The sequence below is a fragment of the Shewanella oncorhynchi genome (genome assembly GCF_012584455.1).
Classification (GTDB): domain Bacteria; phylum Pseudomonadota; class Gammaproteobacteria; order Enterobacterales; family Shewanellaceae; genus Shewanella; species Shewanella oncorhynchi.
In genome coordinates this window covers 319,461-335,431 of the sequence record NZ_JABAEB010000003.1, presented here as the reverse complement: position 1 = coordinate 335,431, position 15,971 = coordinate 319,461, and the positions used below count along the sequence as shown (strand labels likewise).

Annotated in this window: 15 protein-coding genes; 8 read left to right on the top strand and 7 right to left on the bottom strand. The window is 44.2% G+C overall.

What is annotated here, in order from left to right:
• Positions 1–56 precede the first annotated feature (56 nt).
• Positions 57–692, bottom strand: coding sequence for a LuxR C-terminal-related transcriptional regulator (locus tag HGO26_RS06120; protein ID WP_028760305.1), 636 nt, complete (start codon positions 690–692; stop codon positions 57–59).
• Between the two features lie 297 nt (positions 693–989).
• Here HGO26_RS06120 and HGO26_RS06115 point away from each other — a divergent pair, with 297 nt between their 5' ends.
• The gene (locus tag HGO26_RS06115) at positions 990–1,736 is read left to right on the top strand and encodes a cytochrome b/b6 domain-containing protein (protein WP_105252822.1); all 747 of its coding nucleotides are present in this window, start codon (positions 990–992) and stop codon (positions 1,734–1,736) included.
• Between the two features lie 97 nt (positions 1,737–1,833).
• Here HGO26_RS06115 and cctA read toward each other — a convergent pair whose 3' ends face one another.
• From cctA to HGO26_RS06100, 3 genes are all read right to left on the bottom strand, one after another.
• A complete protein-coding gene (cctA, locus tag HGO26_RS06110; protein WP_105252823.1) occupies positions 1,834–2,184 on the bottom strand; it encodes a tetraheme c-type cytochrome CctA in 351 nt (116 codons plus the stop codon).
• A 510-nt stretch (positions 2,185–2,694) separates the two neighbouring features.
• On the bottom strand, positions 2,695–3,777 hold the full coding sequence (locus HGO26_RS06105) for an AI-2E family transporter (protein ID WP_131523891.1): 1,083 nt from the start codon (positions 3,775–3,777) through the stop codon (positions 2,695–2,697).
• A 225-nt stretch (positions 3,778–4,002) separates the two neighbouring features.
• A complete protein-coding gene (locus HGO26_RS06100; protein ID WP_168823944.1) occupies positions 4,003–4,236 on the bottom strand; it encodes a sulfurtransferase TusA family protein in 234 nt (77 codons plus the stop codon).
• Between the two features lie 111 nt (positions 4,237–4,347).
• Between HGO26_RS06100 and bepA the strand changes: the two genes are divergently transcribed.
• The 4 genes from bepA to HGO26_RS06080 all read left to right on the top strand — a co-directional run bounded on the left by bepA (position 4,348) and on the right by HGO26_RS06080 (position 8,981).
• Positions 4,348–5,817, top strand: coding sequence for a beta-barrel assembly-enhancing protease (gene bepA / locus HGO26_RS06095; RefSeq protein WP_168823942.1), 1,470 nt, complete (start codon positions 4,348–4,350; stop codon positions 5,815–5,817).
• A gap of 128 nt (positions 5,818–5,945) precedes the next feature.
• The gene (gene arsC, locus HGO26_RS06090) at positions 5,946–6,296 is read left to right on the top strand and encodes an arsenate reductase (glutaredoxin) (RefSeq protein ID WP_168823940.1); all 351 of its coding nucleotides are present in this window, start codon (positions 5,946–5,948) and stop codon (positions 6,294–6,296) included.
• Between the two features lie 52 nt (positions 6,297–6,348).
• Positions 6,349–6,723 (top strand): DUF2069 domain-containing protein, encoded by a 375-nt coding sequence (locus tag HGO26_RS06085; RefSeq protein ID WP_028760312.1) that lies wholly within the window; start codon positions 6,349–6,351, stop codon positions 6,721–6,723.
• A gap of 302 nt (positions 6,724–7,025) precedes the next feature.
• Complete coding sequence (locus HGO26_RS06080) at positions 7,026–8,981, top strand: hypothetical protein (RefSeq protein WP_168823937.1); 1,956 nt, start codon at positions 7,026–7,028, stop codon at positions 8,979–8,981.
• Positions 8,982–9,099: 118 nt separating this feature from the next.
• Here HGO26_RS06080 and hda read toward each other — a convergent pair whose 3' ends face one another.
• Entirely contained in the window at positions 9,100–9,810 is a 711-nt protein-coding gene (hda, locus tag HGO26_RS06075; protein ID WP_168823935.1) for a DnaA inactivator Hda, read from the bottom strand.
• Positions 9,811–9,872: 62 nt separating this feature from the next.
• Positions 9,873–10,964: a DUF2066 domain-containing protein gene (locus HGO26_RS06070; RefSeq protein ID WP_028760315.1), complete on the bottom strand. Its 1,092-nt coding sequence runs from the start codon at positions 10,962–10,964 to the stop codon at positions 9,873–9,875.
• A 215-nt stretch (positions 10,965–11,179) separates the two neighbouring features.
• Between HGO26_RS06070 and HGO26_RS06065 the strand changes: the two genes are divergently transcribed.
• Positions 11,180–12,430: a uracil-xanthine permease family protein gene (locus HGO26_RS06065; protein WP_028760316.1), complete on the top strand. Its 1,251-nt coding sequence runs from the start codon at positions 11,180–11,182 to the stop codon at positions 12,428–12,430.
• 177 nt (positions 12,431–12,607) lie between these two features.
• On the opposite strand, the gene grxD is transcribed toward HGO26_RS06065, so the two are convergent.
• The gene (grxD, locus tag HGO26_RS06060; RefSeq protein WP_011846572.1) at positions 12,608–12,940 is read right to left on the bottom strand and encodes a Grx4 family monothiol glutaredoxin; all 333 of its coding nucleotides are present in this window, start codon (positions 12,938–12,940) and stop codon (positions 12,608–12,610) included.
• A 225-nt stretch (positions 12,941–13,165) separates the two neighbouring features.
• Between grxD and sodB the strand changes: the two genes are divergently transcribed.
• On the top strand, positions 13,166–13,750 hold the full coding sequence (gene sodB / locus HGO26_RS06055; RefSeq protein ID WP_028760317.1) for a superoxide dismutase [Fe]: 585 nt from the start codon (positions 13,166–13,168) through the stop codon (positions 13,748–13,750).
• Positions 13,751–14,036: 286 nt separating this feature from the next.
• The gene (locus HGO26_RS06050; RefSeq protein WP_131523897.1) at positions 14,037–15,971 is read left to right on the top strand and encodes a PrkA family serine protein kinase; all 1,935 of its coding nucleotides are present in this window, start codon (positions 14,037–14,039) and stop codon (positions 15,969–15,971) included.

Here is a 15,971-nt window from a genome sequence, read left to right as displayed (position 1 = left end):
TGAGATAAGACTTAACTTAAACGTATATCCGTGTGTATATCAATACTGATATCGACTTAAACCACCACATCGTGCAAATAGGTTTGTGCCCACGCAATCGCTTGACCACGGCTAGACACTCCAATTTTACGGAATACTCGGTACAAATGGGTTTTTATCGTGCTTTCACTGACAAACAACTGATTGGCGATATCTAAATTAGTACTTCCCGTCAACAATGCTTGTAATACTTCACGCTCACGGATAGTTAACGGTTCAGTGTCTTCGAACAATCCAAAATCATCATTTACCCCATTAATGAGCTGAATTGGGATGACCCTATGACCTCGTAAAATATTCGAGAGTCCTAGGCTTATCTCAGTTAAACCTGCATCGAGATAAAACACCCCTGCAGTTGTGGCAGCTTGCATTAAGAAACGTGCATCCACTTGTTTAGGGAACTGCAAATAGACAACTCGCACACTCGGTTGCTCACGGGCAAGTAAACGCTGAAATTGGTGGGCTTTTTGAAGATCAACAGTCGCTAAATCGATCACGACCATGGAGGCATTATTATCTTTGATTTTCTCACACATCTCATCAGGGCTGACTTGGGTCAACTTAACGAGAAACTCCTGCGGCCAACGTCCTGCGAGCAATTCCATCAATACTTGCGATCGTGACACTACAATCCAATGTAATATTTTGAACATCCTGCTCACTCCCTGTCTGGTTAACGATTATTCACTTTAAGGATCTAAGATCCTCCAAATACGACTTCAACATCCGTTCAATAGACTTCCAAGTCTACCGTGGTCACGATATTAGCATTAGATAAAACAGATTAAAAAGACTTACGTAAAAAATATTTACCGTACGCAAATCAAAAACTTCTAACACTTTCGTTGACTACACTATCAATCAGAAGTCTTAATTGAAACTGAAAAAAGTTACTGAAATTTTAGGATAAAAGCGTAAGATCATACCAACACAAAAAATAAGGAAATTCCATGTCCAGCAGTAACCCCACCGCTTTTGAAATAAAATCCTATCCTGTGTGGGACAAACCGACGCGATTATTTCATTGGATTAATGTCATTCTTGTGCTCGCACTCATCTTAGTCGGTGGCATCATGATGTATCGCACTGAGCTAGGCATATCTGAGTTAACAGGTAAAATTGGCTTGAAAACTTTACACGTGTGCATAGGATATGCGTTCGCAATAAACCTCATCGTCCGCCTTGTGTGGGGTTTTATCGGTAACAAATATGCGCGTTTCAGCCACATGTTTCCCAATGCTAATAGCAAAAGCGAATTAATAGCTTATAAGACTGAATTAGCCGCGGGGAAAAATCCGCAGTATTTAGGTCATAACCCTAAAGGTAAATTTGCCGTGCTGGCCATCATGTTGCTATTAGTGACCATAATGATCACTGGACTTTTGCGTGCAGGTACAGATATTTATTATCCGCCGCTAGGTAGTGCTGTACAAAGCTATCTTGCCGATACCAATGTCGAACCTACAAGCTTAAAACCCTATGATGCAACGGGTGTGAACGCAGAAAAAGCGGATGCACTTAAACCAATGAAAGGATTGGCAGGTCAAGTGCACGTCTATGCGGTTTATGTGTTGTTACTGCTGATGTTATTACATGTATTCGCGGTGATTTATACTGAAGTAAAACGTCAACCAGGGATTATTTCAGCCATGTTCTCCGGCAAGAAGATCATCCAAGGTCAGCCAAAAGACGAGTAATCGGTTAGTAAACGGATAAAAATAACGCCAGCATTTGCTGGCGTTATTTATTTAGACATGAAGGTATATACCAACTTTTCTAAACGTATTTTTGAGATTATTTTTTCAGAACAGTTGCTGGGGTACGACCATCATCATGGCAACTTTCACAGGTAGGTTTTTGACCGACATTCATATCATGTACCGCATGACAATCTGCACAGACTAAATTACCGTCATGTGGCTTATGCACAGCGTCCATTTCAGCATAGGTACCATGACAACTTTGGCACTGTGCAAATTCAAAGGCACCATCCGCAGAAGGTGTACCATCTTTATGACAGCTTTCGCATCCACCCGACTCAGCATGGAAATCAGACAATTTTTGATCTGCAGCAAATGCGGTTGGCGACAGCGCTAACGCTGCAAGACTTGCCCCGAAAAGCGCACTTAATAGTTTTTTGCTCACAATAGTATCCTCCAATGGCGATTGTCAGTGGAAATTCTTGTCAGGGTGACTTCCATCTCTCAACCAAAATAAATAGCACGACTCGATATAACTTAGCTAAGGATGAACGAATAAGCAAACCCAAACTAAGCGACACAACTTTATCAACATACTCAAGGGTAAAATGTGCGCTGCATCATGTAACCACATGCTTATATAAGAGTTTTACATCTACCTAACCTAGAGGCTACATAATGTAAATCCCTAAACTGGCAAGCGACAGAATAAATCCCCCTTAATCTAAAACTAAAAGCTCGATTCATGGTGATACTTAAGACAAAGTGATAATAAAAAGGAATGACAATAAGTGAATGGGTACAGAGTACTAGACGAGGATGCTTTAAATAGTGAAGGCACAACATTCAACCAAAACGCCTCTGGCACTTAATTCAAATGCCAAGAGGAATTAGCGATAACGGTTAACTCGCCCACTATAACCAATGATACAAATAGCTATTAGACAGGTAGGCATCAACTCGCATCAAGTTTATTGTCAGCCTCAAGCTCTGTTTTAGGCCAAGCGTTAATCACGGCTTTGACCAACGATGCCAATGGAATGGCAAAGAATACTCCCCATACACCCCATAAACCGCCAAAGACTAAAACGGCCGCTATGATGATCACCGGATGTAAATCCACCGCATCGGAGAACAAAATAGGCACGAGTAAATTACCGTCGAGCGCCTGAATAATACCGTAACCCAACATTAAATAGCCAAATTCAGAACTAAAACCCCACTGAAAAAATGCCACTAGGGTGATAGGTAATGTAACTAAGGTTGCACCGACATAAGGGATCAATACCGATAACCCCGTTAACACACCGAGCAACGCCGAATATCGCAGTCCCATCAAGGCAAACAAAATATAAGTTGCGACACCAACAACCACGATTTCGATCACTTTGCCACGAATGTAATTAAAAATCTGTTGGTGCATTTCAAACCACACTTTACGGGCTAACTGGCGATTTGCAGGGAAAAATCGCTTACTGCCGCTAATCAGTTGATCTTTATCTTTTAAAAAGAAAAACACCAGTAAGGGCACTAAAATCGCGTACACCATCAAGACGAGTAAAGAAGCTGAATAACCGATTAATTGCTTAGCAATATCCAACACATGTTGAGTATCGAGCAGTTTTTTAAGCTCACCAACCATCAGATCTAACTGCTCTGGATTGATAAATCGTGGATATTGATTGATCAGCGTTTGTATTGTCAGCAAGCCTTTATCTATCATGCTAGGCAAGTCGGCAATTAAGCTAACACCTTGACGCCACACACTCGGAATTAAGCCAAATGTCAGTAAAACCACGATTCCCAAAAACAACACAATAACCAAGGATGCACCAGCGGTGCGATTAATTCCCAATTTAAGCATTTGCGCCACAGGCCATTCCAATAGAAATGCCAACACAAGAGCGACCAACAGCGGAGCAAGTAAACCTGCCGCAAAATAAATCACTAGCGCGAGCCCGACAAGAATAGCCATTAAGGTCACAGCTTGTGGATCACTAAAGCGCTCTTGGTACCAACGAGAAAAAACAGTAAACATGGATCATTCCAATAGTGATGGTTGGCGATGCTTCCCAAACGCTCAGGAAAGTTTATTTATCATGATGTTATTCGAGACTTTACTCAGTTAGACTTTCGCTTCTACACGTCAGCTAAATCAAAAAATAAACTGATAGGAGTAAACAACCGAGCCTGAGCGGTAGTCTGGCTCAGAATTAAGCGATTAATGTTAGTCTAAGAGGATTTAAACATAAAAATCCTCAATTTATCCCTGAGATAGATCAACTTTGGTGACCATCAAGGCTAACAGACTTGCATCATTACGCAACTCTTGCACGACATGCCCTTGTTTTTTTAAATATTGGGGAACATCTCGCCGCGAACCAGAGTCTGAGAGTAAGATATGCAACTGCTCACCCTCTCGTATTGGCTTCAATGCAAGCTTCACTTTCACTAAGGGTACTGGACAACGAAAGAGCGTTAAATCAATAAAAATCATAATGAACTTGCTATAGACGAACTTGGGCCATTATCCTAAGTTGCACCTCAAACTACAAGCTAAGTGCAGTATCTGCCTTTAGTTGAGATAATTAGAAATAAAAGGATCCGCTTGCGTAACTTGACTTTTTTGACTCGATTCAAACCTTTTGTTGCAGGCGCACTCTCCTTGATGCTGCTAACCTTCGCCGCCAAAAGCTTTGCCAACAATGACTTACCGGATTTAGGTACGGCCGCAGTTAACACCTTCAGCCTTGAAAAAGAAATGGTTTACGGTGATGCTTATATGCGCATCATTCGCTCATCAGCACCTATGCTAAATGACCCCGTGTTGAGTCAATATCTTACCGAGCTTGGCAATAAACTGGTCGCCCATGCCACAGGCGTAAAAACGCCGTTTTATTTTTTCCTATTACAAAATGATGAAATCAACGCCTTCGCCTTCTTTGGCGGCCATGTTGCCGTGCACACAGGCTTATTTCTCAATGCCGACAATGAAAGCGAACTCGCTTCAGTATTAGGCCACGAAGTGACTCACGTTACTCAACGTCACCTTGCCCGATCACTTGAAGCACAGCAAAAAAGTAATCCTGCAACAATTGCCGGTTTACTCGGCGCCATTTTGTTAACTATTGCAGTACCACAAGCAGGTATGGCGGCGCTTGCGACAACCCAAGCCATGGCGACACAATCGAAAATCAACTACACCCGTTTGCATGAAAAGGAAGCCGATCGCATCGGAATGCAAATTCTAGTGGATGCAGGCTTTAATCCCAATGCTGCGGCGGATTTCTTTGGTAAATTAGCCAGTCGTTATCGCTTTACCACAACACCACCACAAATGTTATTAACTCACCCATTGCCTGAATCGCGGATCACTGAAGCCCGTAACCGTGCCGAGCAATACCCTAAACGTTATATCCCTGATAATCTTAATTTTCAGCTAGCAAAAGCTCGTATTCAAGTCCGTTTTTCCAGCTATAGCGACGAAGCAGTATTAAGCATGTTTGATCGGCAACTCAACAAACAGACCTATAGCTTCAAAGAGGCGGCACTTTATGGCAAAGCGCTGGCTTTATATAGATTGAAGAAGTTTAATGAATCAGAAAAAATCGTCGATGAGCTGTTAAAAATCGATGATAACAACCTGTTTTATATAGACACTAAATCTGATTTACTGATCGAACGTAAGGACTATGCAAAAGCGATTACTATGCTCGAAGCCCAGCGTAAAATGAAACCAACGTCTCAAGTGATCAATGCCAACTTAGCCAATATATATATCGAAGCCGATCAAGCCCCCAAAGCAATCCCTTTGCTGGAAGATATGATTTTCCTCGATAAACAAAATGAACTGCCCTATCAATTGTTGACTATGGTGTATAAAAAAACCGGCAATCAAGCATTGGAATATTTCTCCACCGCTGAGCTGATGGCCTTAGGTGCTAATTATAAGGGCGCAATCGATCAACTTAACTTTGCCTACCGTGCATCCGAAAATAATCCATTACAGCTTGCACGTATTGAAGCACGTATTCGCCAGTTTAAAATGGCTGATAAAGAGATGGATGCGCTTAAGTAATAAGTTGTTTTACACATAGATTAAAGACAATAACCCATTTATGCGCCCCGAACACACTGACGGGGCGCGGTTTTTTCTGTTATTATCCGCGCCATTGTTATTTCAGCCCGTATTGAGCCTCTAGTACTATGACCCAAGCGACGATTTACCATAACCCACGTTGTTCAAAAAGCCGTGAAACCTTAGCTTTACTCGAGCAACAAGGCTGCGACATTACCCTAGTGGAATACTTAAAAAATCCCCCTACGGCTAAAGATATCGGCGACATTCTGGTTAAATTAGGCATCAGTGCTCGCGAATTAATGCGCACCAAGGAAGCAGAATATCAAGCCTTGGGACTTGCAGACTCATCACTAACAGAATTGCAGTTGATTGAGGCTATGGTCAACACACCTAAACTCATCGAACGGCCAATTGTGCTCGCCAATCAAAGCGCAGCCATCGGCCGTCCTCCTGAGAATGTGCTTACTATTCTTTAACCCATAATTTTTAAACAAAAATGGCTTTTATTTTCAACCCTTAGGTAGACTTATGACGTCCAACACCTTATTTATCCTTAGCCGTTTAGGCTACTTTGCGCTAGTGCTGCTGTTAGGCGGTTGGTTTGTTGGCCAAGGGATTAGCGGTGAATACACCCTGCTATTTAGCCTCTTATGGATAGTGCCGTTATTACTACCCGCAAAGGGAGTTTTCCAAGGTAATCCATACACTTACGCTTGGGCGAGTTTTATTCTATGCTTATATATGTTACATGGGCTCACCCTGCTTTATGTCACCAATGACGCCTTCGCTTTTGCCTTAATCGAAGTATTATTGATTGGCGTACTGCTAATCGCTTTCCCATTTTATGCCCGCATACGTGGTCGTGAACTGGGATTAGGCCTGAAGAAAAAATCTAAAGAATAGTCAGTTCAATGTATTTTCAGTGCCGTTTAACCTTGCTGGGTATAGCGGCACTTTTTATATTGCAAGGCCAAACCTTGACTCAAATATCCCTTATGATCTCAGTCTGAATACCCATTTCAACCTTAGTTTCAACCTCTGTTCCGACGTCAATTCCCATCACGACAAAATTAACACTTATTATACTTACACTTACTTTTTGCAACTAAGTGCCCGTGTTATAGTCAGTTTCTCACAGTATAAGCGTCCCATGGCGCCACAAAAGTCTAAATAGCACAGCAGAGTTAACAAGGGAGAATGGTGTAATGGGAATGTCGATACCACTGAAATTTTTCGGATTTATGGCCTGCTCGGGCCTACTTGCGGCATGCGGGGGCGGTGGTGATAGTCAACCAGATGATAGTGTAGTCACGCCCCCCTCCACTTCACTAGCACGCTGCACAGATAGTATTTCGCCACTCATTACCACCACGTCATCCTCAATTCGCTTTCAAACCGAGCCAAATTATGTGGCGGGTCAATCCAGTACTATCATTGCCAATATCCTAAATCGTGACAGCCAAGACTTAACCTTCCGTTGGCAGCAAATCGATGGCCCTAACATAGCACTCGTCAGTCAAAACAGCCCAGTATTAGCCTTTGATACTCCCACCGCAGGCGGCTACCGTTTTAGCTTGCATGTGACGGGCAGTAATCTAGATGTCACCGGAGAAATTGGCATTAATGTCGATCCCGCATCGACGGGTGTGCTAAACGTCCGTCAAGATCACCAAGTGGTTGAAGGCAATAATGTGAGCTTAAGACTCGGACAACAATCGGAATTAAGCGCAGCAAATATCTCTTGGTGTGTAGCATCTGGCCCAGATTTAATGGTCGATGTGAGCGATCCGTTTAGACCCTTGTTTACCGCGCCAACGGTCACCCAGGATACAATCACTCACCTCAAAGTGAATGCCAACGTTAATGGCAATCAGCTTAGCGATGATGTCTTTGTGCTAACAACCTCGGCGCCAGCGATCAGCTCGCCATACTTCGATACCCCAGTTGCGCGCACCCATGCCTATCGTCCAGCCTCGCCTTACGCTAATGTACTAGCAAACTGTGTTTACTCTAATCAGCTCAATGATAGTTGCACTATCAATACCTTACCTTTGATAGGACAAACCTCAAGCGATCTCAATCACGAGACGATTCTAAATCGAGTACTGGTTTCACACGATTGGATGGGTGATAACTTTGCCGCTTTCTTAGCCCAGATGGACCCCAATAGCGATTTTGCCCGCCTGTTACAATCCGTTACAGCCGTGGTGATTAGCTATGATGTACGCCCTTCTTTTTATTGGGTAGTCACAGGGGCGATTTATCTCGATCCCAATGATTTATGGCTTACGCCAAGCCAGCGCGACACTATTAATGAGGCGCCGGATTACCGCAGTAATTTCGGAAATGATCTTAACTTTGTGATGCCTTGGCGTTACGTGAAAGATAACCAATATGCCTCCCTTGGCGTGCCTATCACAGTCAGAGCAAACCGCACATTAGCGCAAATCAATCCCGATCTGGCCTCCTTGTTGTACCACGAGCTCGCCCATGCCAATGACTTTTTTCCACGCAGCGTGCATGCCACACTCACAGGGCCAAGACTGTTAGATGACTACAGCCGCCGCAATGCCAGCAAGAGTCTAATTTCAGATCAAGTCAGCAAAACCTACCCATTAACGAGCACTGAAATGATGGGACTTGCCAATGTTAGTTTCCTCGGCGCAGCGGCGAGTAATGTGCAAAAGACCTATCAAGCATCGGATGTCAGTACTTTCTTTTCTACCGATATCGCCAGCGACTTCTATGCCTATTCCAGTACCCGTGAAGACACGGCCATGTTATTTGAGGAAGCCATGATGAGTTATCGCTATCAAATATTGCGTGATGTCGCCGTCACCAATAAACCTGCGATATTAACTGCAGATTCGCTGATTATTGACTGGGGACAAAGGGGACGAATTGCGCAAGACAGTCTAGAAAATCGCGCTGCGTTGGTGATTGATGAAATGCTGCCAGAGCTTAATGGGATCAGTCTGGTCGAAAGCCTACCCGAGCCAATGAATATGGTGCAAGGTCAAAGCTGGCGTCAAACATTGGCAATATCGCCTGCGAATACGCAGCTCAAAGGCCAAAGCAATGCAGCTGCAATTAATGCCGAGTCTCGTTTTGAAGCCGAACTTCGCTTAAGTGGTGACCGTCACCAACATCCACAACAATAGCGTTTTAAATTTTAGATAAACAAAAGCCCGTATGTATTCAACATGACGGGCTTTACTCTTTTTGGCTTTAATGCCAGTAGGTTTTGTATCTTCAGAACGAACACAAACCATGCTGTATCTAAAGGTGCAGCATCTCTTTGGCAAACGGAATCGTGAGCTTACGCTGATGCACTAATGAGGCTTTATCTAACTTATCCAATACATCAAACAAGGTACGCAAATCCCGCGCCATACGGTTCAGTAAAAAACGCCCGACATCTTCCGGTAATTGCAGGCCACGCATAGCGGCGCGGCGTTGCAGTGCGGCAAGTTTTTCATCATCTGCCATGGGTTGCAGTTGGTAATTCAACCCCCATTGCATACGTGAAACAAGATCTGGCAAGAGGAACCCAGCATCCGCAGGAGACGAGCTGCCGCTGACCACTAAGGCGCAATTCTTATTTTCTGCGACGCGATTGTAGAGATCAAAAATCGCCTCTTCCCATACTGGGTGCCCGGCGATGGCATCGACATCATCGATACAAACCAAATCCAACTGTTCTAGGCCTTCAAGCAATGCGGTCGAAATACTCGCATGTATGCCTAAGGGAATATAAAAGCTGCGACGCTCCACTTCATTAGCGTGCGCGCAAGCAGCGTGCATTAAATGGGTTCGACCCGATTTAACTGGGCCCCACAAATAGATGGCGGCTTCACCATGCCCTTCGGCATTCGCTCTCAATTTTTGAATAAGTTCATCATTACCCGCGGCGGGGTAATAACTATTAAAGGTTTCGTCGTCTGGCAAATGCACAGGTAACGAGAGTTGCAGAGGTGAGTTTAAGGGCACTCGGTCTTCTCAATATTAAATAAAAACAATGCCGTGCTTAACTAAGCACGGCCGATAACATCTTAATGTAAACGCCATTCATACACAGGTTTGCCAGTTTGATTAGAGACAGGGCTAAATTCACCTGCACTCACAGGTGCGACCACAGAAATACGCGGCTCTAAGCTTAATAAGCGTTGTAAATCCGTCTCTGAGCCAAATAAATCTAACGAGAAAGTCACAGTATTACCTTGAATATGCGTTAACGTGGCATTTTTAATCGCGCTGAGTTGCTTCAAATATTTTTCAACTTCAACTAATTGCGCCATTTTTTGGATATTAACGAAGGTAACACTCGCACCAAGCTGAGTACCAGTATCGGCAATCGCATACTTAGTAAAATAGTATTCACCTAACGCCGCCATCATAGCGGTAATCGCTTGGGCCGAATTTTCAGCACTGCCGTTGTAACTGAATAACGGTGGCGTCAAAGAGTCAATGGTAGCCTTAGTATAAAGATTTAAACGATAACGAACCTGATTGCCGGCGGCATCAATTGCCACTAGCGCCAAAAAGTCAGCTTGATAGCGGCCAGATACACTCGCCACGATATCGGCAAACATCCCTTTAATATCGTTAGGATTAATACCCATCAACTCATCAAGATCTAAGATAGGCAAGAGTACAGGTATACCGCGGGCATAGGAAAAATCGCTAAAAATTTTACGTTCGGCTAACGCAGATGAGTCACCCAATATCATAGTGTCGCCATCACCAGGCATAGCGACCCAAAATAAGGTCAGCGGGCGTTGAGTTCCCCAAACAGGCAATTGTGCCTGACGCAGTAACGCCACTATGCGGCGGTGCTCAAAACTCGCGGTCAACAGCAATTGGCCATTTTGCTCGATATAACCATACTGGCTCAGCAAGGTATCAGGATTACTGAGCTGAGATTGGATTAGGCTGTTATCGAGGGATCGCGCAGTCCCAGTGTTCTTGATAATGACTTGCTCAAGTGCACTTTTTAAGGCTTTGTCGCGTTCAGCAACTGCGCGCGAAGACACAGGCACATTGGCCTCATCTAATTTACTCACCTCAACAGCATTGACGCTATTAATCGTGAACAGACAATATAGAAATGCAATTAAGCTCGGCTTCAATAGGAATTTCAGCATCTTTGAGTAGTTGAAGTAGCGTCAGATGAGGCAAATTGTACCATAGTTAGCGCCTTAAGCGAGTCTTGCCAAAATTTAGCCCCATTTCCGTGCCAGCCATAGCACAGAAAACCCAAACAGTGATCAACGTCGGCAAAACAGGCGATTTTCTCCTGCTCAAAATCCAACAAACTGTTATCATTTGGCGGTTTACCCTAAATTAACGAGAATAATAAATGAGACGACTCGCTATCCCCCTACAGGGCGCGCAAATGCTATTTGTGGCCTTCGGTGCCCTAGTGCTAATGCCGCTACTCACAGGGCTCGACACCAGTGTGGCATTGTTTACCGCAGGTATCGGTACCCTACTCTTCCAATTGATTACTAAACGCCAAGTGCCTATCTTCCTCGCATCTTCCTTCGCCTTTATTGCCCCCATACTTTATGGCGTGCAGACTTGGGGAATTCCATCCACAATGGGCGGCATTATGGCCGCGGGCGTGGTCTACGTCATGCTCGGCGCCTTGGTTAAAGTGCGCGGCACTGACTTTATTCACAGACTATTGCCCCCTGTCGTAGTGGGACCCGTGATCATTATTATCGGCCTTGGCTTAGCCCCCGTGGCGGTGAATATGGCATTAGGCAAGAGTGGTGATGGTAGCTTGACTTTAGTCGCTACAAATACGGCGTTATTTATTTCGCTCGCATCGCTTGGTACCACTATCGCGGTGGCCATTTTCGCAAAGGGCCTCCTCAAAGTGATGCCTATTTTAGCAGGTATTATAGTAGGTTACAGTTTAAGCCTAGCCTTTGGTATTGTTGATTTTGCAGTCGTGACCGCTGCAAGCTGGATTGCTATTCCTAAATTTGTCGCGCCAGAATTAAACTGGTATGCCATCGCATTTATGATCCCAGTGGCAATCGCCCCTGCGGTAGAACACATAGGTGATATTCTGGCGATATCCAACGTCACGGGTAAAGATTTTATGAAAAAACCCGGCCTGCATCGCACGCTAACGGGCGACGGGATTGCCACAATTGCAGCCGCAGCCTTTGGTGGTCCACCGAACACGACTTACTCAGAAGTGACAGGTGCAGTAACCTTAACCCGAAATTTTGATCCTAAGATCATGACTTGGACTGCCATTACCGCCATCACTTTAGCCTTCGTTGGCAAACTAGGTGCGCTGATGCAAACTATCCCCGTCCCAGTGATGGGCGGTATTATGTGTTTGCTATTTGGTTCCATTGCCGCAGTTGGCCTCAACACCCTTATTCGTAATCATGTGGATTTATCAGAGCCACGTAATTTAAGTATTGTCGGTGTTACCTTAGTCTTTGGTATCGGCGGCATGGCATTTGGCATAGGTTCATTCAGTCTGACTGGTATTAGCTTGTGCGGTATTGTCGCAATTACCATGAACTTACTATTACCCGCGACTAAGCCACACAATAAACACCACGAGTCTGATGTAACGCCTCATTAATTACGGCTTGAAGACACGATCAATTTCGAAGTAGGTCGTTGAAAAATGACCACTTTATAAAATTGATCGTTTCTTAAGAAACCACCATAAAAAAGCCGCCGTGATATCAATCACGGCGGCTTTTTTATGAAGCAATATTTTTATGAAGCAATATTTTTATGAAGTAAGAATTAACTCTTACTCCTCAGTCTTGATCTTAGCGGCAGCAGCTTTAATCAAAGGTTGTAATTCGCCTTTTTGGAACATGTCCACGACGATATCACAGCCACCAATCAACTCACCTTCAATCCACAATTGTGGGAAAGTCGGCCAGTTAGCAAACTTAGGTAATTCTGCGCGAATGTCTGGATGCTGAAGAATATCCACGAATGCAAACTGCTCACCGCAGTTAATCATGATCTGAGCGACCTGTGACGAGAAGCCACAGCTAGGCAACTTTGGAGAACCTTTCATATAAACAATGATAGGGTTTTCCGTGATCTGTTGCTTAATTTTCTCTACTGTTTCCATTTTGATTCCTAAGTAGGATGACATTGACTCAATGCGACTATTGTACGTCAGCTAGACGCAGAACAAAATCCCACAGTTTGTAAGGTTATGTCGACATTTGATTTTTCGATGGCGTCTATCTAGTCAATTAGCTAAACAATGATTCACATCACAAATTTTATCGGTACAATAGTCCTAAGTGAGCACGTTTAAGAAACGATAACCTAAGACCATGGAGAGATACTAATGGCTTTCGAATTACCCGCATTACCATATGCAAAGAACGCACTAGAACCACACATTTCTCAAGAAACCATAGAATACCACTACGGCAAGCACCACAACACTTATGTTGTGAAGCTAAACGGCTTAATCGAAGGAACTGATTTCGCTGGCAAATCTTTAGAAGATATCATCAAGACTTCTACTGGTGGCGTATTTAACAACGCAGCTCAAGTGTGGAACCACACTTTCTACTGGAACTGCTTAGCCCCTAATGCTGGCGGCGAACCAACAGGCCCAGTTGCTGATGCAATCAATGCCGCTTTCGGTTCATTCGACGCATTCAAAGCGCAATTTACTGATTCAGCAGTAAACAATTTCGGTAGCGCTTGGACATGGTTAGTGAAAAAAGCCGATGGCACTCTTGCTATCGTTAACACTAGCAATGCAGCGACGCCACTGACTGACAGCACAGTAACGCCAATCATGACAGTTGACGTGTGGGAACACGCTTACTACATCGATTACCGTAACGTGCGTCCTGACTATCTTGCCCACTTCTGGCAATTAGTTAACTGGGACTTCGTTAACCAAAACTTCGCAGGTTAATTCATTTAACCTAACGTTGTTTACTGCCGAATAAGCAGTGGGTTAATCCCAGTAAAAAGAGCCCTAGTGGCTCTTTTTTTATGCCCCTCGTTTGCCGCCCATCCCTTATCCTACCGATTTATCCTCCGCTAACTACAAGTGCAATAATTGCGTTTGCAACTATTTGTTATTGTTTTTATTTGATATTTTTTTGACACAGATAGTGAGTTTGTGTCTAAGATTAGAGTAGGAGGCTGGCTAGCCAGTTATCCGTTCCATGACATCACTGGCGTTTCAGGGGGTTTATATGGGCATTTTCGAGCATTACCAAAAGCGCTACGAACAAAAACTCGATGAAGAATATTCTTTGCAGGAGTTTCTGGACATCTGCAAGGGAGATCGCAGCGCTTACATGTCAGCATCAGAGCGACTACTGCTTGCAATTGGTGAAGCAGAAGTCATTGATACCGCAAAAAATCCAACACTTAGCCGTATTTTTTCGAATCGACTTATTTCACGCTATCCCGCATTTAAAGATTTCTTCGGCATGGAAGACGCCATAGAGCAAATTGTGGCTTACCTAAAGCACTCGGCTCAAGGATTAGAAGAATCCAAACAAATTCTATACCTACTGGGTCCAGTGGGCGGCGGTAAGTCATCGCTAGCCGAAAAACTCAAAGCCCTAATGCAAAAAGTGCCCATTTACATTCTGAGCGCGAATGGAGTCCGCAGCCCAGTCAACGATCACCCCTTCTGCCTGTTTGATGTGGAAGAAGATGGACAGCTGTTAAAAGATGAATTCAACATTCCCAACCGTTATCTGAAAACCATCATGTCGCCTTGGGCGGTAAAACGTCTGCATGAGTTTGGTGGCGATATCTCCAAATTTCGCGTGGTAAAAGTCTTTCCATCCATTCTGGACCAAGTGGCAATAGCGAAAACTGAACCAGGTGATGAAAACAACCAAGATATTTCGTCCCTTGTCGGTAAAGTCGATATTCGGCAACTCGAACATTTCTCCCAAGATGATCCCGATGCTTACGCCTATTCAGGCGCATTGTGCCGTGCAAACCAAGGGGTGATGGAATTCGTCGAGATGTTTAAGGCACCCATTAAAGTGCTGCATCCACTACTGACTGCAACGCAAGAAGGTAACTATAACGGCACAGAAGGCTTATCGGCCCTGCCCTATAGCGGGATTATTCTGGCTCACTCAAACGAGTCCGAGTGGTCAACCTTCAAAAACAACAAAAACAACGAAGCCTTCCTCGACCGTGTTTATATCGTCAAAGTACCCTACTGTTTACGGGTTTCGGAAGAACTGCAAATCTATCAAAAACTGCTAATCAACTCTGAGTTATCGAAAGCGCCCTGCGCTCCCGGCACCTTAGAAACCTTAGCGCAATTTAGTGTGTTGTCACGCATCAAGCCCCCTGAAAACTCCTCCATCTACTCTAAGATGCGGGTATATGACGGTGAAAGCCTGAAAGATACCGATCCTAAGGCTAAGTCTTACCAAGAATACCGTGATTACGCAGGTGTCGATGAAGGCATGAATGGACTATCCACTCGTTTTGCCTTTAAGATTTTGTCGCGGGTATTTAACTTCGACCATTCAGAGATCGCCGCCAACCCAGTACATTTATTCTATGTCCTCGAACGACAAATTGAACAAGAACAGTTCCCCGGTGATACCGCCGAACGTTATCTTGAATTCCTAAAAGGTTATTTGATCCCTAAATATGTGGAGTTTATCGGTAAAGAAATTCAAACCGCTTACTTAGAGTCTTACTCTGAATACGGCCAAAATATCTTCGACCGCTATGTCACTTACGCCGATTTTTGGATCCAAGATCAAGAATACCGCGACCCAGAAACGGGTCAGCTATTCGACCGCGCCGCCCTCAATGCTGAACTTGAGAAGATTGAGAAGCCCGCGGGGATCAGCAATCCTAAAGATTTCCGTAATGAAATCGTTAACTTTGTGCTGCGCGCCCGCGCGAACCATGAGGGTAACAATCCACTCTGGACCAGCTACGAGAAACTTCGCACTGTGATCGAGAAGAAAATGTTCTCCAACACAGAAGATTTACTGCCTGTTATTTCCTTTAACGCCAAAACGTCGAACGACGATCAACGCAAACACGATGATTTCGTCAATCGCATGATGGAGAAAGGCTATACCAAAAAACAAGTCCGACTCTTGTCTGAGTGGTATTTACGAGTACGTAAATCTTCTTAA